The 26,217-nt window shown below is 42.0% G+C and carries 26 protein-coding genes and 1 riboswitch; of the genes, 23 read left to right on the top strand and 3 right to left on the bottom strand.

The features are described from left to right. Positions 1-14: 14 nt before the first annotated feature. The 13 genes from ACFSFW_RS16410 (at position 15) to ACFSFW_RS16350 (ending at position 11,600) form a co-directional block, all read left to right on the top strand. Entirely contained in the window at positions 15-506 is a 492-nt protein-coding gene (locus ACFSFW_RS16410) for a TRAP transporter small permease (RefSeq protein WP_388039866.1), read from the top strand. 26 nt (positions 507-532) lie between these two features. Then, on the top strand, positions 533-1,837 hold the full coding sequence (locus tag ACFSFW_RS16405; protein ID WP_388039864.1) for a TRAP transporter large permease: 1,305 nt from the start codon (positions 533-535) through the stop codon (positions 1,835-1,837). 68 nt (positions 1,838-1,905) lie between these two features. Next, positions 1,906-2,910: a zinc-dependent alcohol dehydrogenase gene (locus tag ACFSFW_RS16400; protein WP_417398463.1), complete on the top strand. Its 1,005-nt coding sequence runs from the start codon at positions 1,906-1,908 to the stop codon at positions 2,908-2,910. Positions 2,911-2,920: 10 nt separating this feature from the next. Continuing rightward, positions 2,921-3,676, top strand: coding sequence for an SDR family oxidoreductase (locus ACFSFW_RS16395; RefSeq protein WP_388039861.1), 756 nt, complete (start codon positions 2,921-2,923; stop codon positions 3,674-3,676). Between the two features lie 84 nt (positions 3,677-3,760). Then, a complete protein-coding gene (locus tag ACFSFW_RS16390) occupies positions 3,761-4,753 on the top strand; it encodes a Gfo/Idh/MocA family protein (RefSeq protein ID WP_388039860.1) in 993 nt (330 codons plus the stop codon). Positions 4,754-4,780: 27 nt separating this feature from the next. Then, the gene (locus tag ACFSFW_RS16385) at positions 4,781-5,236 is read left to right on the top strand and encodes a NanQ anomerase/TabA/YiaL family protein (RefSeq protein ID WP_388039858.1); all 456 of its coding nucleotides are present in this window, start codon (positions 4,781-4,783) and stop codon (positions 5,234-5,236) included. Positions 5,237-5,342: 106 nt separating this feature from the next. Continuing rightward, positions 5,343-6,020, top strand: coding sequence for a GntR family transcriptional regulator (locus ACFSFW_RS16380; RefSeq protein ID WP_388039856.1), 678 nt, complete (start codon positions 5,343-5,345; stop codon positions 6,018-6,020). A gap of 144 nt (positions 6,021-6,164) precedes the next feature. Further along, entirely contained in the window at positions 6,165-7,184 is a 1,020-nt protein-coding gene (locus ACFSFW_RS16375; RefSeq protein WP_388039854.1) for a zinc-binding alcohol dehydrogenase family protein, read from the top strand. A gap of 135 nt (positions 7,185-7,319) precedes the next feature. Continuing rightward, entirely contained in the window at positions 7,320-7,694 is a 375-nt protein-coding gene (locus ACFSFW_RS16370; protein WP_388039853.1) for a hypothetical protein, read from the top strand. 129 nt (positions 7,695-7,823) lie between these two features. Beyond that, positions 7,824-7,952 carry a YwzD family small protein gene (locus ACFSFW_RS16365; protein ID WP_281254553.1) on the top strand — a complete coding sequence of 43 codons (129 nt, stop codon included), beginning with the start codon at positions 7,824-7,826 and terminating at the stop codon, positions 7,950-7,952. A gap of 141 nt (positions 7,953-8,093) precedes the next feature. Beyond that, positions 8,094-9,065: a Gfo/Idh/MocA family protein gene (locus tag ACFSFW_RS16360; RefSeq protein WP_388039851.1), complete on the top strand. Its 972-nt coding sequence runs from the start codon at positions 8,094-8,096 to the stop codon at positions 9,063-9,065. A 376-nt stretch (positions 9,066-9,441) separates the two neighbouring features. Continuing rightward, positions 9,442-9,527, top strand: a riboswitch (cyclic di-GMP riboswitch). A gap of 88 nt (positions 9,528-9,615) precedes the next feature. Continuing rightward, positions 9,616-11,292, top strand: a complete 1,677-nt coding sequence (locus tag ACFSFW_RS16355) for a methyl-accepting chemotaxis protein (protein ID WP_388039849.1) — start codon at positions 9,616-9,618, stop codon at positions 11,290-11,292. Positions 11,293-11,450: 158 nt separating this feature from the next. Continuing rightward, positions 11,451-11,600 (top strand): DUF4083 domain-containing protein, encoded by a 150-nt coding sequence (locus tag ACFSFW_RS16350; RefSeq protein ID WP_388039847.1) that lies wholly within the window; start codon positions 11,451-11,453, stop codon positions 11,598-11,600. An 88-nt stretch (positions 11,601-11,688) separates the two neighbouring features. Here ACFSFW_RS16350 and ACFSFW_RS16345 read toward each other — a convergent pair whose 3' ends face one another. Together ACFSFW_RS16345 and ACFSFW_RS16340 are read right to left on the bottom strand one after the other, a co-directional pair. Then, positions 11,689-12,141, bottom strand: a complete 453-nt coding sequence (locus tag ACFSFW_RS16345) for a hypothetical protein (protein ID WP_388039845.1) — start codon at positions 12,139-12,141, stop codon at positions 11,689-11,691. A gap of 174 nt (positions 12,142-12,315) precedes the next feature. Then, on the bottom strand, positions 12,316-13,248 hold the full coding sequence (locus ACFSFW_RS16340; protein WP_388039843.1) for an LCP family glycopolymer transferase: 933 nt from the start codon (positions 13,246-13,248) through the stop codon (positions 12,316-12,318). 387 nt (positions 13,249-13,635) lie between these two features. Here ACFSFW_RS16340 and ACFSFW_RS16335 point away from each other — a divergent pair, with 387 nt between their 5' ends. From ACFSFW_RS16335 to ACFSFW_RS16305, 7 genes are all read left to right on the top strand, one after another. After that, entirely contained in the window at positions 13,636-15,150 is a 1,515-nt protein-coding gene (locus ACFSFW_RS16335; RefSeq protein ID WP_388039841.1) for a sodium:solute symporter family protein, read from the top strand. An 18-nt stretch (positions 15,151-15,168) separates the two neighbouring features. After that, positions 15,169-16,395, top strand: coding sequence for an AGE family epimerase/isomerase (locus ACFSFW_RS16330; RefSeq protein WP_388039839.1), 1,227 nt, complete (start codon positions 15,169-15,171; stop codon positions 16,393-16,395). Positions 16,396-16,410: 15 nt separating this feature from the next. Then, positions 16,411-17,664, top strand: coding sequence for a neutral/alkaline non-lysosomal ceramidase N-terminal domain-containing protein (locus ACFSFW_RS16325; RefSeq protein ID WP_388039837.1), 1,254 nt, complete (start codon positions 16,411-16,413; stop codon positions 17,662-17,664). Then, positions 17,661-18,440: a glucosamine-6-phosphate deaminase gene (locus tag ACFSFW_RS16320; RefSeq protein WP_388039835.1), complete on the top strand. Its 780-nt coding sequence runs from the start codon at positions 17,661-17,663 to the stop codon at positions 18,438-18,440. The genes ACFSFW_RS16325 and ACFSFW_RS16320 overlap by 4 nt, the downstream gene beginning before the upstream one ends. Then, entirely contained in the window at positions 18,430-19,593 is a 1,164-nt protein-coding gene (locus ACFSFW_RS16315) for an N-acetylglucosamine-6-phosphate deacetylase (RefSeq protein WP_388039833.1), read from the top strand. The genes ACFSFW_RS16320 and ACFSFW_RS16315 overlap by 11 nt, the downstream gene beginning before the upstream one ends. Before the next feature lie 14 nt (positions 19,594-19,607). After that, entirely contained in the window at positions 19,608-20,360 is a 753-nt protein-coding gene (locus tag ACFSFW_RS16310; RefSeq protein ID WP_388039829.1) for a sugar isomerase domain-containing protein, read from the top strand. Positions 20,361-20,657: 297 nt separating this feature from the next. Further along, positions 20,658-21,779, top strand: coding sequence for an ROK family transcriptional regulator (locus ACFSFW_RS16305; RefSeq protein WP_388039827.1), 1,122 nt, complete (start codon positions 20,658-20,660; stop codon positions 21,777-21,779). Between the two features lie 99 nt (positions 21,780-21,878). Here ACFSFW_RS16305 and ACFSFW_RS16300 read toward each other — a convergent pair whose 3' ends face one another. Further along, complete coding sequence (locus ACFSFW_RS16300) at positions 21,879-22,700, bottom strand: purine-nucleoside phosphorylase (protein ID WP_388039825.1); 822 nt, start codon at positions 22,698-22,700, stop codon at positions 21,879-21,881. 133 nt (positions 22,701-22,833) lie between these two features. Between ACFSFW_RS16300 and rbsK the strand changes: the two genes are divergently transcribed. From rbsK to ACFSFW_RS16285, 3 genes are all read left to right on the top strand, one after another. Then, complete coding sequence (gene rbsK, locus ACFSFW_RS16295) at positions 22,834-23,766, top strand: ribokinase (protein ID WP_388039823.1); 933 nt, start codon at positions 22,834-22,836, stop codon at positions 23,764-23,766. Between the two features lie 82 nt (positions 23,767-23,848). Continuing rightward, positions 23,849-24,772 carry a nucleoside hydrolase gene (locus ACFSFW_RS16290; RefSeq protein WP_388039821.1) on the top strand — a complete coding sequence of 308 codons (924 nt, stop codon included), beginning with the start codon at positions 23,849-23,851 and terminating at the stop codon, positions 24,770-24,772. A 201-nt stretch (positions 24,773-24,973) separates the two neighbouring features. Beyond that, complete coding sequence (locus ACFSFW_RS16285) at positions 24,974-26,122, top strand: M20 family metallopeptidase (RefSeq protein WP_388040343.1); 1,149 nt, start codon at positions 24,974-24,976, stop codon at positions 26,120-26,122. The last annotated feature ends 95 nt before the right edge of the window (positions 26,123-26,217 follow it).

The following is a 26,217-nucleotide window of genomic DNA, read 5'->3' as shown; positions in this document are numbered from 1 at the left end:
AATGGAGTGATTATATGAAACTCATCAAAAGTATATTAGACAAAATATTAAGCGTAATCTGCATTATTTTGTTCGCGGCCATGGTAGTACTCGTTACTTGGCAAGTTATTACTCGGTTCATTTTTAACGATCCGAGTGCTTTTTCAGAAGAGCTTGCGAAGTACTGCTTTGTGTGGCTCGGACTGTTTGGAGCAGCATTTTTATTTGGGGAAAATGGTCATATGGCGATGGACTTTATCAAGGATAAATTTCCAAGACCACTTAGACTGGGTGTTGAATTATTCATTCAGCTTGTCATCATCGCATTTGCTGCGATTGTTCTCGTCAAAGGTGGAGGCAATGCCGCTGAACTAGCATGGAATCAAGTTAACCCAAGTCTTAAGCTTCCGATGGGCTATTTATATTTGGGGATTCCAATAAGTGGTGCCTTTATCATTTTCTATGCTATTAATTGCATCTATTTAATTTTAGCGAAAAAGCAAACTTTAGAAGAGCAGCAGCAATAACTTCTTTTGTAGGAAGGAGATCGAATATGGATCCGGTCGTTATTCAAGCGGCACTGATTATGTTGATAGGTTTAGTTATCCTATTACTTATTGGTGCACCTATTAGTATTGCAGTTGGGATTCCTTCCGTATTGGCAATGTTTTTAATTGTTGACTTTGATAACGGAATGCTAACCTCAGCCCAACGTCTTTTTACAGGAATTAATTCTTTCCCACTACTTGCCATCCCCTTCTTCGTCCTTGCTGGGGTGATCATGAATAATGGAGGAATTGCAACAAGATTAGTAAACTGTGCCAAGGTTCTAAGTGGTCGTATGCCTGGATCTCTTGCGCAGACAAACGTATTAGCTAACGCTATGTTTGGTTCTATTAGTGGATCCGCTGTTGCAGCTGTTGCAGCGGTAGGTACGTCCTTAACACCAGAAATGGAAAAGGATGGATACAAGCGTGAGTTTTCAGCGGCGGTTAACGTTGCATCTGCTCCATCTGGAATGCTTATTCCCCCAAGTAATACATTAATCGTGTTCTCCTTAGTTAGTGGAGGTACGTCCATTGCAGCCTTGTTCATGGGAGGATATATCCCTGGTATTTTATGGGCACTTTCTTGTATGGTTGTTGCATTTTTTATAGCAAAAAAACATGGATACCGAAGCTCTGAGCGAGTTTCTTTAAAAGTAGCACTTAAGACAATTCTTGATGCGATTCCAAGCTTGTTACTGATTGTTATTGTAATCGGAGGGATTATCGGAGGGATTTTTACTGCTACTGAAGGGGCAGCGATTGCGGTTGTGTATTCTCTGTTATTATCATTCATTTATCGAGCAATTAAAATCAAAGACCTACCAAGAATTATTTTAGAATCAACAAGAACAACTGCTATGGTGACTTTGTTAATCGGTGTTTCATCCATCATGTCATGGGTTATGGCTTTTACCAATATTCCAGGATTAATTGCGGATACTTTATTAGCTTTAACGGATAGTCCTATTATCATTCTATTAATCATGAATATTGTGTTATTAATTGTGGGTACGTTTATGGACCCAACTCCTGCGGTTCTTATTTTCACACCAATCTTTCTACCGATTGTAATGGACTTTGGAATGGACCCTGTTCATTTTGGAATCATGATTGTTATGAACCTATGTATTGGAACCATTACACCACCAGTCGGAAACGTTTTATTCGTTGGGGCGAAAGTTGCCAATTTGAAAATTGAAAATGTGATTAAGCCATTACTACCTTTCTTTGGAGTATTGATCATAGCCTTATTGCTTGTCACATATATTCCACAACTTTCACTCTGGCTTCCAAGTTTGTTTGGCTTGTAAATCTATGAAACTTTAATCTGTAGAAATAAGATTCATCTAAGTTAAGACTGAAAAAAGGAGTGCTAGAATTGAAGGCAATCGTGTATGAAGGACCTCAAACAGTAAACGTCCAAGAAAGAGAAATGCCCGCAGTAAAGGAAGGCTGGGCTCTAATTAAGGCCTCGCATGCTGGCATTTGCGGTACAGATTTAATTATATATGGCGGCACGCACCCACGTGCTGCTGCTCCCCTTATTCCGGGACATGAATTTTCCGGGACTATCGTAAGTGATCATCCGACCCTAAAGCCAGGAACCCCAGTAACAGTGAATCCATTACTTAGCTGTGGTACATGTCCACCATGTCAATCTGGTCAGGCTCATGTGTGTGAAACCTTACAATTGGTTGGTATTGATTGTGACGGAGGCATGGGGGAATATGTTCAAGCTCCGATTGATAAAATTATTCCACTACCAGAAGGTGTTTCCCTTAAGCTTGGTGCGCTCATGGAGCCAATTGCAGTAGGTGTCCACGCAGTAAGACAGGTTGGATTTGTACCAGGAGACGAAGCCCTCGTTTATGGAGCTGGAACAATAGGTCTATGTGTGGCTCTTTCATTAAAAAACCTTGGTGCGCGTAGAGTTGTGATCGTTGAAACAAATCCTGACCGCATTAAAAAGGCCGAGGAACTAGGTTTTACAGCGATTCATTCACTCACCCAAGATGTAAAGGAAGTTGTATTAGCTGAAACAAACGGCAGTGGCTTTGACTTTGTCTTTGATTGTGCAGGTCACCCGGCAGTAGCAACTCAAGTGACTGAAGTTGTAAAAGTAAGGGGCACAGTTGTAATCGTTGCTTCCTATAAAAATCCTGCTGCTCTTCAATTGCAGCAAGGAATGTTCAAAGAACTTTCGATTCGATTTGTTCGCGTTTATACACATAAAGATTTTGAAATCGCAGCTGAATTAGTAGCGAAAGAACCAAACTTTGAAAAAATCATTACACATGTCCTCCCACCTGAAGAAGCACAAAAGGGATTTGAGCTGTTAACAACTCCTTCTGATGCTGTTAAGGTCATGTATCATTTCGAATGAGGTGAGGAAAATGAATAAATTATTTGATTTAACCGGAAAAGTAGCTGTTGTCACAGGTGGTACGCGTGGTCTTGGTAAAGACATTGCCATCGGGTTAGCAAGTGCAGGGGCAGATGTCGTTGTTGTGGCGCGTACGATAAAAGATGAGGCTCTTGAAGAAATCCGCAGCCAAGGTGTGAAGGCAGTCGGAATTTCATACGATCTTGGTGATGTTGATGGGCTTGATGGGTTAGTTGAGCAAATCATCGGGGAAATGGGCAAAATTGATATTTTAGTCAATAATGCGGGAGTTCAACGAAGACATCCTTCAGTTGAATTTCCAAAAGAAGATTGGGATCTCGTTATGGATGTTAACGCAAATGCTGTCTTTTTCCTTTGTCAAAAGGTTGGCAAGCATATGATTGAACAAGGTAAAGGTAAGATTATAAATTTAGCATCCATGCTTTCGTACTTTGGCGGCTTTACGGTACCTGCCTACGCAGCAAGTAAGGGCGCGGTCATGCAATTTTCAAAAGCATTGGCCAATGAGTGGGCAAAGCATCGTGTGAATGTGAACTGTATCGCTCCAGGCTATATGGCAACTGAAATGAATTCAGCATTAATTGCGGACGAAACACGCAATAAAGAAATCTTAGCTCGAATTCCAGCAGGACGTTGGGGTACTGGTGAAGATCTACAAGGAGCTGCTATTTTCTTAGCCTCAGATGCATCCGACTATCTTCACGGATTTACAATAGCAGTCGACGGAGGCTATCTAGGCAGATAATGGGACACGAGGACCCTCGTCCCAGGAAAAAATTGGTGGGACAAGGGACCTGTCCCTCTGACCCAATAGGGAGGTTAAAGTGATATGGGATTAGAAAAAGTTCGTTGGGGCATTATTGGTTGCGGGGATGTCACTGAAGTGAAAAGTGGGCCTGCGTTTCAAAAAATTGAGAACTCGGAACTAGTTGCCGTTATGCGCAGAACGGGTGCGCTTGCAAAGGATTATGCAGAACGTCATCATGTCCCAAAATGGTATGATGATGCGGATGCACTAATAAATGACCCTGAGGTTGATGCCGTCTATATCGCCACACCACCTGCCTCACACAAGGAATATGCGATTATGGTTGCACAAGCAGGCAAACCAGTGTATGTAGAGAAACCGATGGCGTTAAATAGTGCGGAGTGCGAGGAAATGATCGCAGTTTGCAAGGAAGCAGGAGTACCATTATATGTTTCCTTTTACCGTCGAGCGATGCAGAGATTTTTAAAAATCAAGGAACTAATTGAATCGAATGCAATTGGTGAGGTTCGTTTTGTGAAAACGACTCAATATCAAAAGGTAGCTGAAGATTTTTTGGACAAGGACAATCTACCATGGCGTGTTCAACCGGAACTAGCGGGTGGAGGATTGTTTTTTGATTTAGCGAGCCATACCATTGATATATTAGACTTTTTACTAGGTCCGATTGCAGAAGTACAGGGCTTTGCGTCCAATCAAGCTGGACATTACCCTGCTGAAGATATTGTAACGGGCACTTATTTGTTTGAATCAGGCGTCCACGGAACAGGCAGCTGGTGTTTTTCCGCCTTTGAAAATGTAGATATGAATGAAATCATTGGCAGTAAAGGAAAGCTTTCTTTTTCCACTTTTAGCAATGACCCGATTATCCTTACAACTTCTAAAGGCACAGAGGAATGGAGCTTTGAACAGCCAAAGCATGTTCATCAGCCGTTGATTGAAACGATCGTTGCAGAACTTACAGGTGTAGATGCAAATTGTTCATGTACGGGTGAAACGGCCTTAAGGACAAGTAAAGTCATGGAAGAATTGGTGAAGAATCATTACAACGATTAATGGCGATCTCGCATTGGAGGAATCATTGTGATTATTGATAAATTAGCAAATGCTCATTTGTATGAAGGTGTGCGACCACGTTTGAAAATGGCACTCGACTATTTACGCGAAACGGACCTAATGGAACTTCCTGTTGGGGAATACGAAATTGAGGGCGATAGGGTTTTTATCCAAATTCATGAATATGAAACAAAAGGAATCGAAGAAGCGCGTTTTGAATGTCATTCTCGCTATGCTGATGTGCAGTACATCATTCGTGGTGAGGAGAAAATGGGATATACAAATATCGAGAATACAAGAGTTGTAGAAGAGTTGAAGGAGAGAGATCTTTACTTCTTGGAAACGAAAGCAGAGGACCGCGTTCTTGTGAAAGAAGGCATGTTCGCTCTCTTTACACCAGAGGATGCTCATATGCCAGGGATGTACACAAGCGCACCGAAGCCAGTAAAAAAGGCTGTTGTTAAAGTGCTTTGGAATGAATAATAGGACCTATTGGCAGAAAAATGAGGTGAAAGCGCTTTAACTCCTCTTGCGAAAGGATATTCTTTAAATTATCCTAAAGATAGAAGATTGAAAGGTGGGAGGATATTTGGAGCCTGTTACGGATTTACCCGGTGCTTCATTGGGAGAAAAAATAGCATACGAGCTTCGCTTAGAAATTATTAACGGTACGATTAAAAATGGTGAGACGTTATCGGAAAATCAAATCGCTTCTAAATTTGGAACAAGTCGATCGCCTGTAAGAGAGGCATTAAAAATCCTGCAACACGAAGGTTTAATTCGACTTGAAAGAATGGGCGCTATTGTACAAGGTCTAACCCCTAAAGGGATGAGTGAGTTGTATGATGTACGGATTCTCATCGAAAACTTTGCCATTAATAAACTTTTAGCTGATGATTGTGAAACAACGGTTCAAAAGCTTTCTGTCACCATTGATAAAATGGAAATGGCAGCTAAGCACGGAAACTATATGGAGTTTGCTTATTATGACTTACAATTCCATGAGACCATTATAGTGGATACGGGTCATGATAGAATTTTACATTTGTGGAATAGTATCTGCCAAATCATATATGCGGCAATGCTAGTTGCAACTGAAAAAAGATTTTCTTCGAATGCCCATGAAATTGAACCTTTATTAAAACAACATCGGGATATAGTGCATTTCCTAAGTTCTAGGGACAGCCAACAAATTAATAAAATATTAAATGAGCACTTTGAAGATATGATTGATAGTGTTGGAAAAAGTATTTCAAAAGGAGAGTAAGTATCTGAATACAGGAATGGCTACGGAAAGAATCTCTACGACTTTCAGTTCAGTACAACCTGTTAGGATACTTTTTTAAATCATAAGTTGTCGACAAGTATACAAAAATGCAACGTAATGCTGACTCAATAAGGAGGATGAGATATGAAAGCGATCATGATAAATAAACCCTTTGAGGTGGAAATCAAGGAAGTACCAAAGCCAGAGATTACAGACAGTAAAGACGTTATTATCAAAGTCATCGCTGGTGGGATTTGCGGTTCAGATGTTGGAATCTACAATGGTTCAAACTCGCTTGCGACATATCCACGATTAATCGGCCATGAATTTGGAGGAATTGTGGAATCTGTTGGCAGCGAGGTAAAGAAGGTTAAAGTGGGCGACTTAGTCGCTGTTGATAATGTCAATAGCTGTGGAACTTGTTACGCTTGCCGTACAGGCCATCACAATGTTTGCTCCACTGTGGAAGTAACAGGTGTACATCGCGACGGTGGCTTTGCTGAATATGTAAAAACAACCGAAGAAAATGCTTATAAGGTAAACAAGGATACTACTAACCCACTTTATGTATCTCTAGTTGAACCATACTCAATTGGTGTTGAGGTGAATGAACGTGGCCGAATCACAAAAGGCGACAAGGTGTTAGTTATGGGTTCAGGCCCGATCGGGGTTGCTGTAATGCAAGTGGCTAAATCACGCGGGGCAGAAGTAATCATGACGGACCTTGTGAACAACCGTTTAGAGCGTGCAACGGATATGGGGGCAGACCGAGTGGTAAATGTTCTTGAAGAGAGCTTAGCCGAAGCGATTAAGGAGTTTACCGATGGAGAGGGAATACCAGTAATTGTCGACTCCGTTTGTTCACCGAGAAGTTTAGAAGAGGCATTGGAATTGGTTTCTCCTGCAGGTCGAATCGTTGCATTAGGGACGGGTAACAAACCGTCAGAAATTCCACAAGTCGCTTTTACAAAAAAAGGTGTCGATGTAGTCGGATCGCGTCTAAATAATTATCGATTCCCACATGTCATCGAATTACTAGAATCAGGTGCCATTACACCTGAGAAAATGCATACACATACCTTTGAATTTACTGATATCAAAGCAGCTTTGGAAGAAGTCATTAACAATAAGGATGAGGTTTGTAAGGTTGTATTGACTTTTTAATGGAGTTATCTGTAGTACGAAAGAACCATCCTTCATTGAAGTAACCTGCCATTAGTACCATTTTTACAGAAAATAAAGGAATTTGTCGATTTCTGTGTAATTTGTACTATGAAGCTACTAATGGGAGGGTTCGTAATGAGGAATTTTGTCAAAGTTTTGGGAATCGTGCTTGTGTTGTTAATGCTTGTACTACCTGGAAATACTGCATCTGCCCATGGGGATGGGACAGATTGCGGATGTGGGGTAACCCCTTTGCAAGGGGCGGAGCGGAATAAGGCTGTTGCAAACACATTGAAGTTGACTGAGTTTTCGAATGTGAAATCAGACCTAGGCAAACGGGGCTTTGAGTTTGCTGGGGCAAATCAGGTGATAGCAGTCACGATGCCAGGTCCTGCAGGAGTTATTTATACTATCGTTGCAGTTCCGTTTGTTCATGGTAATGGAGAAGTGCTGTTTGCAGGATTTACGAATGGAGAATACATGGGCGAACAACCGCCTTTAGCAGAATAATAGAGTTTCGCCCCCTGACAAATCGTTGGGGGTTTTTTGTTGAAATTTTGTCACAATTTTCCTTTGCAAAATTTGCTGAATAGTGTAAAATGGTTTTTAATTGGAAATTAAGAATGGTAGGTAAAAAGTATGAGTTCTGAACAGCTTTTAAAAATAATGGTAGACATTCAGAAAAAAGTAGAAGAAACAGCTTCTATTACAACTGAAGAAGTTATGCAGGATCTAATTGGTAAATTAAAAGATTGCCAGTCTGTATAATTTCATAAATATTGCTTATATGAAGTCAGAGGGTGAACTCTGGCTTTTTTGTGTTTATCTGAAAGTAAAACCCTTTCACAATCTCCTAAAATATGAGAATATAGATTTGTTGAGTATCTAAACAATTTAGGAGGAACTCAGATGACAAAGGTTCGTTTTGGTGTTTTATCAACCGCGAAAATTGCGAGAAATACATTGATTCCAGCGATGGAACGTGCACATAATGCAGAGGTTGTAGCTGTTGCGAGTGAAAGTGGGAAGGCGAAAGACTTTGCTGCTGAACTTGGCATTTCTAAACATTATGAATCCTACACAGAACTATTGAATGACCCTGAAATCGATGCGGTGTACATTCCGCTTCCAAACCAACTACATAAACAATGGGCGATCGAAGCAGCGAAGCACGGCAAGCATGTGCTTTGTGAAAAGCCAGCTGCATTAACCTCACAAGACGTTGAAGAAATGGCGGCTGCTTTTACAGAAAACAATGTGATTTTTATGGAAGCGTTCATGTATCAGTTCCATCCACAGCATAACCGTGTGAAGGAAATCATCGCGGCCGGCGAAATTGGGGATGTGAAGCTAATTCGCTCAACTTTCTCCTTTATCCATGATTTGAATTCTGGCAGCATCAAGATGCAAAAGGATCTTGGCGGCGGAGTGTTATATGATGTGGGCTGCTACTGCATCCATGCGAGTCGCTTGATTACGGGGGAGGAGCCGGTTGAAGTGAAGGCTACTGCTAACATTCATCCAACTCATAACGTCGACATTACGGCAGCGGGCACTCTGAAGTTTGAAAGTGGAGTGGTTGCGAACTTTGATGTAAGCTTTGAGCAACCATTTAAGGCGCAGTATGAAGTGGTCGGCACGAAAGGTTCGATTGTAGCGAAGCATGCATTCCGTCCAGACAATGAAGGTGGAAACGGTGTGCTTGTGGTGAACGGTGAAGGTGGCGGGCGTGAAGAGACGGTCCGAGGTGACCAGTACAAGCTTCAGGTGGAACATTTTGCAGAAAGTGTGCTTTCAAATAATCAGCCAATGTACAGCGTTGATGAAACGTTGAAAAATATGCGAGTAATCGAGCAGGCACTTGCTTCAGCTCGTAACTAGTAGTCAGCCCTCGGGCTGGCTTTTTTTGTTTCTTCCTCTTTTGGTTAATATTCCGCAAGCACTCTTTTGCCAAACTCCACTCAAGTCTACTAAAATTTTTCTATCATCATGTATATCTATCAAAAATCCGGCAATACTAGATTACTAGTGATGGAACGTAATAGAAGGAACCAAGAGAACCGTCCCCATGGTTCCCAAAAATGGAGGGATTTAATGATGATGAAGGTGAATGTGGAGTTGCCTGAGGTGCTGCCTTCGAATAAGGAAGATTTTATGAAATTGTTGCTAGACTTAGTGGTAAAAAAGTAATAGGAATTGTGATGTGGTGTATTGTTGAAGAGTAGAAAAACTTATATACTAATAGAAGAAAACGTATATCAGAATCGGGCAAACTCTCCGAAAGGATTGGACGCAAAGCTAAGGGTCTACAGTACACTGTACCATGATCGCCTAGCCGCCAATAATCTACGCATGTTGGGCCATTCTTTTAGTGATTGGTCTTATTTTTTTGCCTGATTTTCTACTAATCAACGAGGAAGAGGTACCATAGATGAAAAGTATTCGAACGAGGTTATTTGCTAGTTTTTTTGCCATTATCATCCTTTGTATAGGTTTAGCGACCTATAATTACATAGCTGTGTCCAATATGAATCAGAAGACGGACGATGTTGTGTCTGAGGAACTCTCCGTTTTACTTGAATATGATAGTTTGAAATACAATATTGCCCAGAGTATAGCGCTTGCGAGGGCGTATGTGCTTTACGGTGATATTTCCTATAAAAATGAATATGATGTCTATTCGGTAGAATTTGATCTAACGGATCGAAAATTAAGTGCGATGAAGATAAAAGAGGTTGAAGAGCTTATAAGGGAAATGAAAAATTGGCGTGAATTAATGAAGGAAAAAGTTTTCGCCCCTTATGATAGCGGAGATACCGAGCTTGCGATGCATAATTTACAGACGTATGTCCAGCCGAAGTCAAATGCGTTGATGGAACAAGTAAAAAAGCTTTCTGATGATCGTGAAAGACAGATCGTCTCAACTGGAGCGGACGTTGTGAAATATGGTCAATCAGTGAACTTTGTAGGACTTGTGGTCGCAGCAGCTGCGCTTATTTTAGGAACAGTGATTTCCATTTATACCTCCGTAGTGATTGCTAGACCTGTGAAAAGTGTCGCAAGTCGTATGAAGGCGATTTCCAATGGCAATCTTCAATCGGAACCAATTAAAACGAAACTCAAAGATGAAATTGGCCAGCTTGTTTTAGCGGTCAATGAGATGAATGAAAATGTAAAAGGCATGGTCAAGAAAATGGCGGTCGTTTCCGACAATGTCACGGGTCAAAGTGAAGAATTGACCCAGTATGCGGATGAGGTTATGGCAGGTAGTCAGCAGATTGCAGTCACAATGGAGGAGCTTTCACGAGGTGCAGAAGACCAAGCGACATCTGCTACTACATTGATTGAAAAAATGTCCACGTTCTCGGACGAAATCATGCAGGTTGCGGTTAAGGGCGATAGCATCAAGGTCCAATCACAAGGCATGCTTGCGATGACAAACGACGGCAGCTCGTATATGGAAACATCAATCCAACAAATGACTAGCATCCATGAAAAAATGAAGCAGTCACACGCGCTGGTTGTTGGTCTGGATCATAAAACAAATGAGATTACGAAGCTTGTTAAAGTGATTCAGGAGATTGCGGGGCAAACAAATCTCTTAGCATTAAACGCAGCCATCGAGGCGGCCCGCGCAGGTGAACATGGAAGAGGATTTGCGGTTGTCGCCGACGAGGTTCGAAAGCTTGCTGAACAGGTTGGCAGCTCGGTCTCAGAAATCACGGAAATTGTAAAAGGCATTCAAAATGAATCAAAGCAGGTTGTTCAATCCTTAGATGACGGCTATCAATCCGTTGAAGAAGGCACCAACCAAATTCAAACGACCGGTAAAACCTTTAATGAATTGAAACGGACGATTGAAGATATCGGTTCACAAATCGAGGCAATGTCAAGCTCGCTATACGGGGTACTTGACGATACAAAAGAAATTAGCGGAGCCATCGAAGGAATCGCGGCTGTCGCAGAAGAATCAGCTGCAGGCGTTGAACAAGTATCCGCAACCGCCCAGCAATCCAGCAGCTCCATGGAAGAAGTCGCCAAAAGCGCCAAACAACTCGAAGAAAACGCCGGCGAACTAAACCAACTCATCCAAGCCTGGGACAAATAATGGGACTTAAGGCTCTCATAGAACAGGCCCAATCTCCCGGCAGCCGATGTAACTTCCTCTGGGACAAAGGGACAGGTCCCTTGTCCCAGTTGGCTGATGGACTCTTTGACAGGTGACATGGTATATTATAGAAAAAAAGGAAGAGAGGAACTCACGCGGTGTTAAATATCGGGGACATTCTTTTTCAATTATTTGCACTTCTCGTTCCAATTAGCTTTATTGCCGTACTCGTTTATGTGGTCCGTTTTTCAAAACGAGTAAAACGAATGGAAACCAAGCTAGACGAAATATCGAAAAAAGTAGAGTAGGACTTGGGAGATGATCCCAGGTCTTTTTTCTTGATGGTGTTGATGGCTTGTTTTTAGCATAGAAAAAGGATGCCGGGGTCGGCATCTTTTACTTTTTTACACTTACTTTTACATTCCGAAACATGAATTTGGTTTTTTCCTGTTTGTTCGTAAGCACCATCGCGTCGATTTGGGAGGTGGTATCCTGCAGTTCGACCTCAAGCTGGATCGTTCGCCACGGATCATGTAAACCAATAACTGGGGATACTGTCTCAGCTAAAAAAGTTCCTCGCGCATCAGTCTCATCCACAAGCAAGTAAACGGCGGCTTCGCCCTTCACCTGCACCTCAAATACAATCGTTTCTCCACCTTTCACCCCTCTTGGTGAAAAAACAAACCCTTCGTTTTCCTCAGCGCCACTCGTTTTTACCTCAAATGTACCATCCTCGACCTGCACGACCGTTGCACTCACACCAAAAAACGGTGACTTCTTCTCCGCAGCAGAAGCAGGCGAAACCGAAAGAAACAATAATGCTATACAAAGTAAAAATTTAAATTTCATGATAAGGACCTCCTTTGGAACAATGACCATGTCTCATTAGTATGTGGAAAAAGGAGGAAAACATGTAAGACACAAAAAAACAACCGGTATCGCAACCGGTTGTTAGTTTTTAAATCCAAGATGGTGGTGGGACAAGGGACCTGTCCCTGTGACCCACGGAACTCCGTGACCTATCTATTCGATTTCTAGGTGTTTTTTCAAGCGGGATGAGACGGCTTGGCGTTCGTCTTCGGAGACGATCCAGTACCATGCGTCTAGGGTTTTGCCGACACCATCGATGCTGAATTGCTCGATGTTATGACGAGCTCCCTTATAGTTTGCCTGAATGGTTTTCATTTCGTCAAAGGAGATATCAGTTGTGACGTTATTGCCAAGTGCTCCGAGAATGTCATCGATTTTTGTAACTGAAGTGATGCTTGCACCTTTGTCGATAATCCCTTGGATAACCTGCTTTTGGCGATCTTGTCGACCGAAGTCACCACGAGGATCGTCATATCTCATTCGTGCATATTTAAGGGCTTCTTCCCCGTTTAGAGTTTGAGTTCCTTCAGAGAAGGATGCACCCTGATAAGAAAACGCAAATGTACTGTTCACCTGGACTCCGCCAAGGGCGTCAACGATTTGCTGTAGTCCTTCCATGTTAACCTTCACATAGTAATCAATCGGTACATCTAGGAAGTTCTCGACGGAATCAATCGTCATATCGACGCCACCGAATGCGTACGCATGATTGATTTTATCTTGAGTGCCTCTGCCAACAATTTCAACGCGTGTATCACGCGGAATGCTCAACATTTGCATGGAATTCGTATTTGGATTCACAGTAACCATAATTAACGTATCAGTACGCCCCTTGTCGCCCGAGCGTTCATCAACACCCATGAGCAGAATGGAAATCGGATCCTTTTTACTGATATCGATCTGTGTGGTTCGTTTGTCGGAAGGGCCCCGGTCTTCATGCATCTTTCCAAGCGTACTCGCCACAGATTGGTATAAATAAACGGCGTATCCACCGATTGCTAATAATAAAACAAGAAAAATCGATCCAAGAACTTTTGGCCATTTTCGTTTCGGTTTTTGTTTCGAATGGCGGTCAACACGACTCATTTCCATCAACACCTTTTTTAAGATTAGGATAATCAAAAACTGCACAATATATTAGACGTTTTATAAGCAGAAAAGGTTTCAGTTTTGGGACAAATATTGTCTGTACGGATCGAAATTTAGCGAAGGGTGCAAATTTATAAGCAAAAATGATAGATTTGAACGTCATGGATCAGATCTACGGGAGAATCCTAAAATCTATTAAAATTCCACTAAGGTACAAAATTTTCTAAATTTATTTTACATTTACCCAGTGTTGTGGTATTTTATAAAATAATTAGTCATATATTAGGATTAATTAAAGGAGGTGTCTACAAACGAAGGAATGCTGCTAGTTGATGAAGTGATTCAAGGGGTTTTTGGAAGAAAAATTGTTAAAGGGGGAAGAACATGAGTGGTCTAGATTGGGGAGTCATTATAGCATTTTTCTTACTTATGGTTGTCATTGGTTTTTGGTCTTTTAATAAAGTACAGGGGTCGAAAGATTTCTTCGTTGCCGGCGGAAAGCTTCCTTGGTGGTTAGGCGGTATTTCTCACCATGTCGGAGGTTATAGTGGCGCGGTGTTTGTGGCATACGCGGGCTTAGCTTACACGCATGGATTTAGTTTGTATGTTTGGTGGGCGATACCTATTGTTGTATCGGTTATTTTAGGCGCTTATATAATGGCCCCAAGGTGGTCGAAGTTACGAACTAAGCTTGATATCGAATCACCAACGGAATATTTAGCGATGCGTTACAATGTGCCAACCCAACAATTAGTTGCTTGGAGTGGTGTACTTGTAAAGTTATTCGATGTTGGTGCGAAATGGGCAGCGATCGGGCTTTTACTTAATGTGTTTACCGGAATCCCAATTGTTTATGGAATTCTATTATCTGGAATTGTTTCGTTAATTTATATTACAGTTGGTGGTATTTGGGCAGATTTATGGACAGATTTTGCACAGTTTATAGTTCAAATTATTGCAGGAATTGTCATGTTCGTTGTTGTTTTAAGTCAAATGGGTGGATGGGGATCCATAACTGGTATTTGGGATAAACTCCCACCTGCAAATAGTCAACCGTTCAATGAACCGTATACGCTTGGCTATGTGTTAGTTTTCGTATTCATCGTATTCTTCAGTTATAACGGTGGAACTTGGAACCTTGCCGCACGTTACATTGCGTCTCCTTCTGGGAAGGAAGCCAAGAAGTCAGCTCTTTTTTCAGGAATCCTATACCTTGTGTGGCCGTTGATATTATTTTTCCCAATGTGGGCAACACCACTTATTTTACCGAATCTAGAAGATCCTACACAATCATACGCACTACTCACCCAGGAACTATTACCAGCAGGATTAATTGGTCTTGTGCTGGCTTCCCTATTTGCCGCAACTATGTCGATGACTTCCTCAGATGCAAATACGATTTCAGCTGTTATTACAAGGGATATCCTCCCTGTCATGTCAGGTAAATTTAAAGGACTTGATCAAAGGACATCTTTAAAAATTGCAAGGATTGTTACATTTACGTTCACTTTCTTAACACTGATTATTGGGATTTTCTCAGATAATTTTGGAGGAGTGTTAGGGTTATTAATCTCCTGGTTTGCGGCGTTGGTTGGACCTGTTTCAATTCCAATGCTGTTAGGATTACTACCTGCCTTTAAGCACAGTGATTCAAGAGCTGCGATCTCTTCCATTATTGCAGGATTTGCCATGTTTGCCTTAACAAAATATGGGGTGGACTGGGCGCTATATGTTGAACTTGGGGCTCCAATCTTTACTTCAGGATTAATATTTATTGGTCTCGGCTTATTAAATAAAAATAAACCAGTTAAGCCTGAGATTGAAGATTTGTTATCGGCAATCAGTAAATCTGATGAAGAGTTAGCGAAGGATACAAAGAATATTACACCATCTCTATAAAAAGCAAGGAGATTCGTCATGGATACTCAACAACTTGTTAGTTTTTATAAAAAGGAAATTGAAGAAAACTTTTGGCCTTTTTGGGAAAAGGCATTTGATGATGGAACAGGTGGCGTTTTTACCTGCTTCTCTAATGATGGGAGCACATTAGTAAGTAAGGATAAATACACGTGGTCACAGGGGCGTTTTCTCTGGTTATGTTCCGAGCTCTATCGATTATCAGAACAAGGAAAAGTTAGTTTAAACAAACAATACTTAAAAGAAATGGCAGATAAGACGTATCATTTCTTAATAAACCACACGGTCATGAAAAATCAGCACGTTCTATATGCAGTAACTCATGATGGAAAGCCAATTAAGGGTCAAGAAGATATTAGTGTGTTTGCAGATTGCTTTTATGTCATTGGGGTTACTAAATATGCAGATGTATTTGCGGATGAGACGGCATTTGAACAAGCATATCAAGTCTATGAATCGATTCATCAGCGAATTGATCAAGGTCATTTTAGAACAGAACCCTATCCGATTCCGGTTGGCTATTCATCCCATTCCATCCAGATGATCATGCTTAACGTTGCCCAAGAGGTGGAAGAAACAGCTGAAAAATTTACCAAACCAGTTGTGAAAAAGGCAAAACAAATAAGCGAGAGAATCCTACAAGAACTCATTCTTGAGGATGGAAGAATAGTAGAGTTGAGACCAAAGGATTCGAGCAATGAAGACACTTTACTTGCGAATCACGTAAACCCTGGGCACGCTTTAGAATCAGTTTGGTTCCATGTTCATAGCCTCCATGAATGGGATAAAGAGGATCAGCATAAAAACCTACAAATTTTATCAAACGTAACACGGCAGGCGATTAAATTAGGTTGGGATGATGAACATGGAGGATTACTTCGGTTTGTAGATAAAAATGGAACAGAACCAGCGGGAAGGCTAATAAACGACCCGTATGAAAAATTAATTCTCGATACGTGGGATACAAAGCTTTGGTGGCCACATTCAGAGGCGCTTTACACTGTGCTATTGCTTTACAAGCATACAAAAGAAGAATTCTTTTTACACTGGTATAAAACGTTTTTTGAATATAGTTTTTCAACCTTTCCTAATCCAGACAAGGAAATAGGAGAATGGATTCAAATTCGGGATAGACAGGGTGAGCCGTTACAAAAAGTAGTCGCGTTGCCAGTCAAAGACCCCTTCCATATTCTCCGAAATTTTATTCTGATTTTGAAGTTATTTTGAAAAGGGGAATGAATCATGACTTTGCTTCTTGGAACGTATGAGATTGACATGACACCGCGGCTACCAGTTCAGTTGGCGGGATTTGCACATCGAGAAGGGAAGGCTATGGAGGTTCATTCTCCACTTTTTCTAAAAACCTATTATTTTGAACAAAATGGAAAGCCTTTTTTACTCTTCATTGGAGATGTCATTTGGTGGGATGATCAACTTGTGAATACATGGAGAAAAAGAGTGGCAGATGAGTATTCTGTAAAGGTAGCTTCCATTTGTTTTCATTCCACACATAACCATTCTGGTCCGCAAACAAGTGATGCTTTTACGAGTCTCTTAGGTGTCAGAGATCAGAGTTTTATAGAGTCATTGGAAGACATCATACTGAAAAGTGTTAAATGCGCCATCACCAACAAAGAACCAGTGACGATCGTGAGAAGGAAAACTTCAAGTGATATTGGTGTTTACCGTCGATTACAGTACGAAAATAAAATGGTGATGAGCCCGAATCCGAGTGTTCCAATCGACAAAGAGGTAACCATCATCACGTTTGAAAATAGAAAACAAGATATGAAGGCAATGTTGATTCACCACGCCTGTCATCCAACATCAACAGATGCAAATGTGGTCTCATCGGAATATACCGGAGTTTGTTGTGCGAGATTAAAAGAGACCTATCAACACGCAGTGATTGGCTTTTTGCAGGGGTGCTGTGGCGATGTTAGGCCAGCTTTAATAAAAGATCATACCTTTTTTAGGGGAAGCCTACAAGACATGGAGGCAATTGGGAACCAATTAGCAGAGGATATTATATCTGGGATAAACATAAGTGATGCAGAAATGATACATTCTGATAGATTAGAAGCTTATTCCTCCCAGGTTCCCTTACCCTTTCAAGAAGAGTATACCGTCAATGAAGAAATGGAACCCGAAGTTATTCGTATATGGAAACAACATATCGAACAGAATTGGCAAGATAAAAATAAAACACAACTAGAAATACAATATCTAGATATAAGCAGTAGGCTCCGTTTTATCTTTTTTAACGGTGAAATGGTTCAGCACTACAGTCAATACGTAAAAAAGATTGATTCAGGGGTTCTTGCCCTTGGATACAGTAATGGAATGATTGGATATATTCCAAGCCAAACACAGCTAATGGAAGGTGGCTATGAGGCGGAGGAGTTTATTTACTACTTTGGCTTACCGGCCCCTTTTCACATAAAAACGGAAAAAATAATCAAGAATGCAATCGATAACATACTAGAAGGTGAATGAAAGTGAATTTTAAAAAGAGTGGACAGAAGGATCAATTAACATACTACGTTTTTACAACGCGTAATGAAATGGGAGAATATGCGGCTCGCGATGTGGCGAACCAACTAGTAAAGTTACAGCAAAACCAAGCAGAGATACGTATGGTTTTTGCTGCAGCTCCTTCACAGAATGAGTTTTTGCAACATTTAATAGGTGACGACAGAATTAATTGGAATCAGATTATCGCTTTTCACATGGATGAGTATGTGGGACTTGATAAGGAAGCGCCACAGCTGTTTCAAAACTTTTTAAAAGAAAGATTGTTTACGAAAGTTCCATTCAAAGAGGTTCATTTACTTGATAGTTCAAATGAAAATGAAGTAGAACGGTACTCACAGCTTCTTCAAAAGCAACCAATTGATATCGTTTGTCTTGGAATAGGCGAAAATGGTCACATCGCATTTAATGACCCACCGGTTGCGGATTTTGAGGATGAAAAGGTTATCAAAAAGGTGGAGCTTGATGATATTTGTAGACAACAACAAGTCAATGATGGCTGCTTTTCCACGATAGAAGAGGTTCCTCTTTTTGCTTTAACGTTAACAATTCCTACGTTACTATCTGCGAAATACATGTACTGTATGGTTCCAGGCAGTACGAAACGGCAGGCAGTCTATCAAACTTTAAATGGGCCAATTAGTACGGAATGTCCGGCATCGATTTTGAGAACACATGAGAATGCTTATCTTTACGTGGATCAAAATTCATTTGGAGATGAACAACAGGATGGCGAATGAAAAACTTGTCATTGAAGGCATTCATTATAAAGAAGATTGCGGTGTCCGTATTGAGATTAGAGATGGAATGATTGAATCGATTGAACCGGCAGAAGTTGAAAACGAGACTTATCTTGCTCCGGGATTTGTTGACTTGCAGGTTAATGGATATATGGGGATTGATTTTAATTCACTTGCTACGAAGGAATCGGAAATTGAACGCGTTTGTTATCATCTGCTCGAGCAGGGTGTAACTTCCTTTTATCCAACTGTTATTACAAATTCGTATGAAAGTTTAGTAAAACTAGTGTGTATGATTTCAAGTGCTATTTCTAAGAACGAGCTTGTTAAGAAAATGATACCGGGGATTCATTTAGAGGGTCCATTTTTATCTATGGAAGATGGTCCAAGGGGAGCACATCATCTTGATTATATTAAGCAGCCAGATTGGGAGTTTTTTAAGAGATTAAATGAATCTGTGAATGGATTGATTAAAATTGTAACCCTATCACCGGAGTGGGAACATGCCGATGAATTTATAAAATCGGCTTCAAATTCTGGAGTGCTTATTTCAATTGGGCATACAAATGCGACGTCAGAGCAGATTCAAAGGGCAGTAAAAGCAGGCGCAAAAATGTCAACTCATTTGGGTAATGGAGCCCATGTCAAGCTGCCACGACACCCGAACTATTTGTGGGATCAGCTAGCGGAGGACGATTTAGCTGCAACTGTAATTGCCGACGGATTTCATTTGCCACCTTCCGTATTGAAGGTAATAGAGAAGGTCAAAAATGAGAAAATGCTCATCATCAGCGATAGTGTTGCATTAGCAGGTCTTCCTGCTGGTGATTACATAGCTTCTGTGGGTGGTGAGGTTACATTAACAGAGGAAGGTCGGCTTCATTTAAAAGGAGAACCGCGATTACTGGCTGGCTCGGCCCAAAGCATCCTCTGGGGTGTAAATCGGATTGTTCAAATGGGAATCACGGACTTACCGACAGCAATTGATAAAGCTTCGGTTTTACCTTCAACAATTATGAAGTTGAATCAGGCAAAAGGACTTCAAGTAGGAGCTCCTGCAGATTGCGTTTTATATGAAAAGCATAATGAATGGATGGAAGTGGTCGAAACGATAAAGGCTGGAGACGTTTTATATAAGAAAATAACAGTGTAGAAGGGGTAAATGGAATGAAGTATGCACTTGAATACTATGAAAAAGTAAAAGTTTATATGGATAAGGTAATTGAGACAGAATCAGCGAATATTATGAAGGCTGCCGATGTGGTGGCTCATCACATTAAGGAAGATAAAATTGTCTATGCATACGGGCCAGGTGGACACTCCAATTTAGCCTCCCAGGAATTATTCTTTCGTGCGGGTGGACTTATGCATGTGAGTGCTATTTTAGATGAAGGGACACTATTAAGTGGAGGGGCGCTACGTTCCATGGCAATCGAGCGAACACCAGGCTATGGAAAGATTGTGTTACATGATTACGGTTTGCAAACTGGTGATCTATTAATCATTATCAATGCCTACGGAATTAATGCTGCAACAATCGATGCTGCTCTAGAGGCAAAACGATTAGGTGTAAAAACAATAGGTGTATCCTCAAAGCAGCATGCCTTAGATACACCTGAGGGACATCCAGCAAGACACCCCTCAAAACAAAATCTTCATGATGTCGTTGACCTTGCGATTGACTCAAAAGTAGATGTCGGCGACGCCGTTATTGAAATTGAAAATCTGGAGCAAAAGGTAGGAGCGGTTTCGACCTTCGTGAACGCATTTATTTTAAATTCCATTGCAATGGAAGCCACCGCTAAACTAGTAGAACAAGGAATCCAACCGCCAATTTGGAAAAGTGGCAATGCGACTGGTGGGGATGAATGGAATAATCAGTTTATTTCACATTTTAAGCATAAAATTAGGAAACTATAACTTTATTCAGCAGATGTCCCTATTTCTAAAAGTGGGGGATGAATGTAAAAAGAGTAAACAATTCGGTCGGGGGTCAAAATCGGACTGAATAAAGTTAAGCCTCCGGCGGATGCTTTTTCAGCGGAAATTTTTCAAGCATTAAGTTCAAAGACTAAAAACGCCACATCCTGTGGCAACGTCTTTATGACCCACTTCCTGTGGGCCTAAAAATCGGGCGCAAACACGCAAGGCGCATTTGATTGCATCACTTGGTATAATAACGGTATGTTATTGGACGAAAGAGATGAGGATAGTGAAATGAGAACAAGAGGCCCAGGGGTTCTACGTGAACAAAATCAGAAAAAGGTTTTATCTCTTTTGCGTAAATATCGGCAGACCTCAAGAAAAGACTTGGCGAAAGTCATGGGTGTTAGCAAAAATACGATTTCCCTAATTGTCGATCAATACGTAAAGGATGGAATCATCAAAGAAGTTGGAGTCAAAGATTTAAAAGGAGCTGGCCGGCCAAAAATTGTTATTGAATTAAATCAGAATGCCTTTAAGGCGATAGGCATCGCCGTTCACCATAATGGTATAAAGTATACAGTTACAGACTTTTTCTTAAATCCCATTGCAAGCGGGTTTTTGGAAGTAGAGGGAAAAGATAAGGAAAAGGTGATTAAGCTAGTTCAAAAAATAGTGGATAGCCTGTTGCTTGAACATCCGGAAGTAGTAGGTGTCGGAATTGGGATCCCAGGAATTGTGAATGCGGATGAGGGGATTGTGTATCATTCTACAAATCTTGGATGGAAAAATTTCAAGATTTATGAAGAGTTAAAAGATAAGATCGCAGTTCCGATTATCGTCCAAAATAATGTAAACATGGCTTCGTTATGTTCAGATGGAATGGGTGATGAGTCGGGTTCAAAAAGTTCCTTTTATATCCGAATTGGAGATGGAATCGGAGGTGCCTTTACGTCTGAAGGGCATATATGGAATGGGGACAGTTGGACATTGGGGGAAATCGGTCATATTTCTGTTGATGCAAATGGACCATTATGCGGGTGTGGTCAACATGGATGTTTAGAGAAACTGATAAGCAGGAAAGCATATCAAGAGTGGATGGGGCACATGGAAGCTACCGGTATGTGGGGTTCAGTTGAGGTAAAAGAAAAACAGATTGAGGCTCAACTTAAGAAATACGGAATGTATTTAGGGACTTCACTCATTAATATTATTCATTTACTGAACCCAGGTAGGATTGTTATCGATAGTCCATACAATCGAAATGAAGCATTCCAACATTCCCTCATGGCGTATCTCGAAAAAAACGCACTCAAAATCCCATTCTCCAAAACACATATACATTTCAACGAAGAGCCATTTTCTCAGTCCTTGGGAGCTGCAACCGCAGTCGTATTGGATTTTGAAAGAGACTAATAATGGGCAGAGGGAGAGCCCCCTGCTCTACGTGGGACGGAGGGACAGGTCCCTTGTCCCAGTAAAAAATGGTTGGTCAAGGAACCTGTCTCCTTGACCCTATTCCACTCTCTCTAAAACACCTTTGACGAGTTCGATGAACTTTGTTTTAACTCTACCTGCTACCTCGATTACTTCATCGTGGCTTAGGGGTTGGTCTAAGATTCCGCAGGCCATGTTGGTTAAACATGAAATACCAAGAACCTTCATGCTTGAGTGTACAGCGACAATTGCTTCTGGGACGGTTGACATTCCAACTGCATCGGCCCCAAGGGTACGGATCATCCGTATCTCAGCTGGCGTTTCGTAAGCAGGACCACTCCACCAGGCATACACACCTTGTTGTAGTGTAATCTTTTTTTCATCAGCAACCGCAGTCGCAATTCCTCGCAGTCCTTTGTTGTAAACTTCGGACACATCAGGGAAACGGGTTCCTAATTCAGGATTGTTCGGACCAATCAACGGATTTGTCCCAACTAAATTAATGTGATCCGTAATTAACATCAGATCTCCTGGGCTAAAGCTCGTATTCACAGCTCCACATGCGTTTGTGATTAGTAGATTTTCAATGCCCAGTGCTTTCATAACACGTACGGGAAAAGTCACTTCATCTAGCGTGAAGCCCTCATAATAGTGGAACCGACCCTTCATTGCCGCAACAGTTTTTCCCATCAATTGTCCAATCACAAGCTCATTCGCATGGCCAACCGCTTCCGATTTCGCAAAATGGGGAATCTCGTTGTAAGGGATGATGATTGCATTTTCAATTTCATCCGCAAGCGTGCCAAGCCCAGAACCAAGAATCATCCCAATAGTCGGCCGATGGTCCGTTTTACTCAAAATGTACTTCGTTGCCTCCATAATATCTGCAGTTTGATGCATATGTATATTCCTCCTAATTTGTTTCACCGCAATAGATTTTGCTACAGCTCATTTGTTTGTCTATAATATTCTATATGAAAATCGTGTTTTTTTAAATTGGGACTAGTCAAAGGTCCCATTAGGGGGTTGTTGGATGAGTGCGGATGTTGTTGTGGTGGGTAGTTTGAATGTGGATATGGTGGTGAATGTGAAGGAGCGCCCTGAATGGGGTGAGACGGTGCTCGGTCATGGCTTTTTTACAGGCAACGGTGGGAAAGGTGGCAACCAAGCGTATGCTGCCGCGAAGCTTGGGGCATCGGTTGCGATGCTTGGCTGTGTCGGAGACGATCTTTTTGGTGAGCAACTTTTAAACGGTTTGAATGAAGTCGGTGCGGACACTTCGTATATTGAAAAAGTCAGCGGTGTTTCATCAGGCGTTGCGGTGATAAGTGTAAATGCCGAGGGGGATAATAGTATCGTTGTTTCGCCAGGTGCCAACGACCATGTGACACCGGAATATGTAAGGCAACACGAAGAGGTCATCAGTAAGGCAAAGCTTGTGATGATACAGCTGGAGATACCTTTGGAGACGGTGATTGAAGTTGCGAATATCGCGCATGCACATAATATCCCAGTTATGCTCGATCCTGCGCCTGCAAGAAAGCTACCCGACGAGCTATTAAAAAAGGTGAACTACATTGTTCCGAATGAGAGCGAGTTAGGGGTTGTGGCTGATACGAAAATTGCGGATGTGGAATCCGCTAAAAAGGCAAGCAGTTGGCTTTTGAATAAAGGTGTGGGGATTGTTTTTGCAAAGCTTGGTGGAAAAGGCGTTGTGGTGTCGAGAGAAGAAAACGTGTTTGCTGTCGATCCGCACGCAGTGGTTGCGGTTGATACAACAGCAGCGGGTGATGCATTTGCAGGCGCACTTGCTACAGCACTCGCAAGCGGTAAAAACCTGCAAGAGGCAACAGAATTTGCAAATGCAGTCGGCGCCCTAACCGTCACTAAAAAAGGCGCCCAAGCGTCAATGCCAACACTTGAAGAAACAAAAAAAATACTAGGGACAGGTAAGCCTGGCCAATAGTGGGTCACGGGGACAGGTCCCTCGTCCCAGGAAAAAAATGGTGGGTCAAGGGACCTGTCCCTCTGTCCCAAGGAGGTAAACGATGAAGAAGGTTATTTTTGATGTGGATACAGGAATTGATGATGCGATGGCGATTGCGTATGCGGTGAACTCGCCTGAGCTTGATATTATGGGGTTAACGACATGCTACGGAAATGTGGCAGTTGATGAGGCGACCCGAAACACGTTGGCTGTTTTAGAGAAGCTTGGAAAAAAGATACCGGTATTTGCGGGTGCGGACAAGCCCCTAAATCGTCAACCGCGTGAAGGCTATGCGAAACATGTGCACGGGGAAGATGGATTAGGTAATGTACTGGATTTTGAACCTCAAACATCAGCGGAATCAGAGTCTGCTGTCGATTTTATCATCGAACAGGTAAAAAAGCTTCCTCAGGAGGTAACGATTATTGCTGTGGGGCCGTTAACAAACCTGGCCCTAGCGGTTCAAAAGGCGCCGGAGATTGTCGAACTTGTAAATGACGTGGTGATTATGGGTGGAGCCGTTTTTGTACCTGGAAACGTGAATCCACACGCGGAAGCGAATATTATTACTGATCCCGAGGCTGCAAAACTCGTGTTCTCATCTGGATTACCGATTACCTTAGTCGGCTTAGATGTGACGATGCAGACCTTGTTGCCAAGAGAAAATGTGGATGCGTGGCGGAAATCTGGATCCGAAGTCGGGGATTTTTTTGCTGATATGGTTAGCTTTTATCATGATTTTTATGAATCCGCTAATCCCGGAATTGGCGGCTGTGGTCTCCATGATCCACTGGCAGTCGGTGTGGCGATTGACCCGAGTTTAGTGAAAGCAAAGTACATAGGAGTTGGCGTCATTACTGAAGGGGAAGAGGACGGCAGGACGGTGCAGGTTTCAGAAGGAAAAGAAAAAATCAATGTCTGCACCGAGGTTGACGCAGCAAGGTTCTTGAATCACTTTCTAAATAGAATGCCTGCTGTCCACTAAAAAAAATATCAAGCCCATGCTATTAAAACTAGTAGCATGGGCCCTGTTGTTGTAATATTGTAATAATAAACGGGAAATGGGTTTGGGACACGGGGACAGGTCCCTTGTCCCAGGAAAAAAATGGTGGGACGCGGGACCTGTCCCTCTGACCCAGGGAAAGAAAAGACCCTGGTCCCACGTATAAAGGTGGCATGGATTGTGATGGAACAGCAGGTTGTGGCGTATTTGAAGGAGAAAGAGTCTGAGATGGTGGAGGTTCTGAAGGGGTTAGTCGAGATAGAATCTCCATCTCATGATAAAGAAGCGGTGGACCAAGTAGGTGAGCAGGTTCAGCTGCTTTATAAAAAGTATGTGGGTGGCTCAATCCAGAAGTTTGATAATGAGCATTTTGGGGATCATTTCCGTTGTGAATTCGGTGAGGGAGATGAGCAAATTCTGATTTTGGCTCATATGGATACGGTTTGGCCAAAGGGCACACTTGAGGAACTCCCATTCCGGATTGACGGAGACAAGCTCTATGGGCCAGGCTCATTTGATATGAAAGGTGGCATTGTGCAAGGATTGTTTGCAGTCAATGCCCTTAAAACACTGAATGTGCCTTCGAAAACAAAAGTTGTCATGTTGTTTACGTCGGATGAGGAAATCGGCAGTGAGTCTTCGCGTGACTTAATCGAAGCAGAAGCGAAAAAGAGCAAATATGTACTTGTTCTAGAATCCGCGGCAGCCTCAACCCAAGGCAAACTCAAAACATCTCGCAAGGGCGTTGGCATGTTTACGATTAAAGTACAGGGACGCGCTGCACACTCCGGCATAGAGCCTGAAAAAGGAATTAGTGCAATCGAGGAGTTAGCACGCCAAACTATTTATTTACATGACTTAACAGATTTTGAAAAAGGAACAACGCTCAATGTTGGGCTTGTAAAAGGTGGAAGTGCTTCAAACGTAGTCGCAGCAGAAGCAGAAGCAGAATTGGACTTGCGTGTGAAAAATAACACGGAATTTGAACGCGTCATTCCATTAATTCAAGGCTTAACGCCAACCAAAGAAGATTTAACGGTCGAGGTAACTGGTGGAATCAACCGTCCAGTTATGGAAAAAACGCCAGAAATCAATACAATGTTCGAAACAGCAAAAGATATAGCGAAAGAATATCTTGGCTTTGAACTAGAAGATCAAGCAAGTGGCGGCGGTAGCGACGGCAGTTTTGCAGCACAATTTGCTCCAACCCTAGATGGTCTAGGGCCAGTTGGGGACGGTGCACATGCCTCAAACGAGCACCTCCTTATCTCGCAAATGCCAGTAAGGAGTGCACTGGTCGCCCTACTCATTGCAAGACTAGCAAACGAATAAGCGGACCACGGGGACAGGTCCCGTGTCCCAGAGAAAATTGGCCGGACATAGGTCCGCGTTTAGTCCCAGTGTGGGACAAAGGGACAGGTCCACTG

Source organism: Ferdinandcohnia salidurans (assembly GCF_042680725.1).
Taxonomy (GTDB): Bacteria; Bacillota; Bacilli; order Bacillales; family Bacillaceae_L; genus Ferdinandcohnia; species Ferdinandcohnia salidurans.
Note: the sequence above shows the minus strand (reverse complement) of the source record. Positions and strands in the feature narration are given on the sequence as shown.